Here is a 1,161-nt window from a genome sequence, read left to right as displayed (position 1 = left end):
ATAATTCTTGGATCACCAATCCTATGTTGCACGAATTTTATTATCCAATCATGGTCTAAGGTTCCAAAGAAGTTCTTCAGGTCAGCTTCCAGTACCCAGCTAACTTTTTTCCCTGAAATAGTCTCATTAAGGTTAGCTAAGGCATTATGTGCTCCCCTATTTGGCCTACCCCCGTATGAACAATTTAGAAAGTCTTGTTCATAAATTGATGAAAGTACCGTTGCTGTACTTCTTTGTAAAGCTCTATCCGCCACCGAAGGTACTCCGATTGGTCGTTTTTCGACTTTCCCAGGTTTAGGTATCCAGACCCTTCTTACTGCTGGAGGTTTATAGCTATGTCTGTGGATTGAATTCATCATTTCTCCAACCCAATTTTCAAACTCAATTATAGCCATATCCCTTGTGGTACCATCAATGCCAGGTGAAGTGTTCTTCGGCATATTGTTTAAACTAGTCCAAATCAACTCTTTTGTAATGTGGTGTGCTAATGATGTAAATTGTAGTTTTGCATCTTGTTGAGCTTTTACTGCTATTCTCTCTAATCTTGTTGTCATGATTGGTTTCTCCTTACTTTGAATTAAGGACCGAAATCTTCCGTTGAATGAAGCTCATGTTTCCTTAGATTGATTCAATTTCCGCTAACCGCTTCCCCATGTAATAGGCTCTCCCTATCTCAGAGTACTATCAGTTAGTAAGACTTCCAATAAACCATCGAATTCTCCTTGCTTTGTAGGCTTGTTGAATTCTTATCTACATCCTGTAGAAGTTCATTGGATCTCCCTTGTTCCCAAGGAATCCATTGATGACATGCCGTAGGTACGAATCCCGGGAGTAATGAGAATGACCTTGCCTTTGGCGGTTATTTCATTATTGCCTTCCCCATTGAGAGAAAAGGTCGGCTACTCCACATCACGTTCAATTTCGGGACTAATTATCCTCTTCACTTTATTCCGGCCTGCCATCTTCCTATCTACGCTTCGCAGTGAACGTTACCGTGCACCACGCAAGACTCGGTACAAGACTGCTGGCTAAGCATTATCTAGACGACTATTTCAAGTCGCATGTATTCCTTGAGCTTTCAAGGCGCAACCCTCACAGAACCGTGCTTGCGCTATTTACGCACACGGCTCCTCCTAGTTACCATTCACAAAATGTAGCTAA

At 41.8% G+C, this 1,161-nt stretch carries 1 protein-coding gene; it reads right to left on the bottom strand.

Translation table 11 applies throughout. The annotated features are described in order from the left end of the window. A partial coding sequence (locus tag ACSU6B_RS29160) for a reverse transcriptase domain-containing protein (RefSeq protein ID WP_410889959.1) occupies positions 1–554 on the bottom strand: 554 nt, incomplete at its 3' end. Positions 555–1,161: the final 607 nt, after the last annotated feature.

Origin of the sequence: Neobacillus sp. C211 (assembly GCF_051842875.1) — a bacterium.
GTDB lineage: Bacteria > Bacillota > Bacilli > Bacillales > Cytobacillaceae > Neobacillus.
Note: the sequence above shows the minus strand (reverse complement) of the source record. Positions and strands in the feature narration are given on the sequence as shown.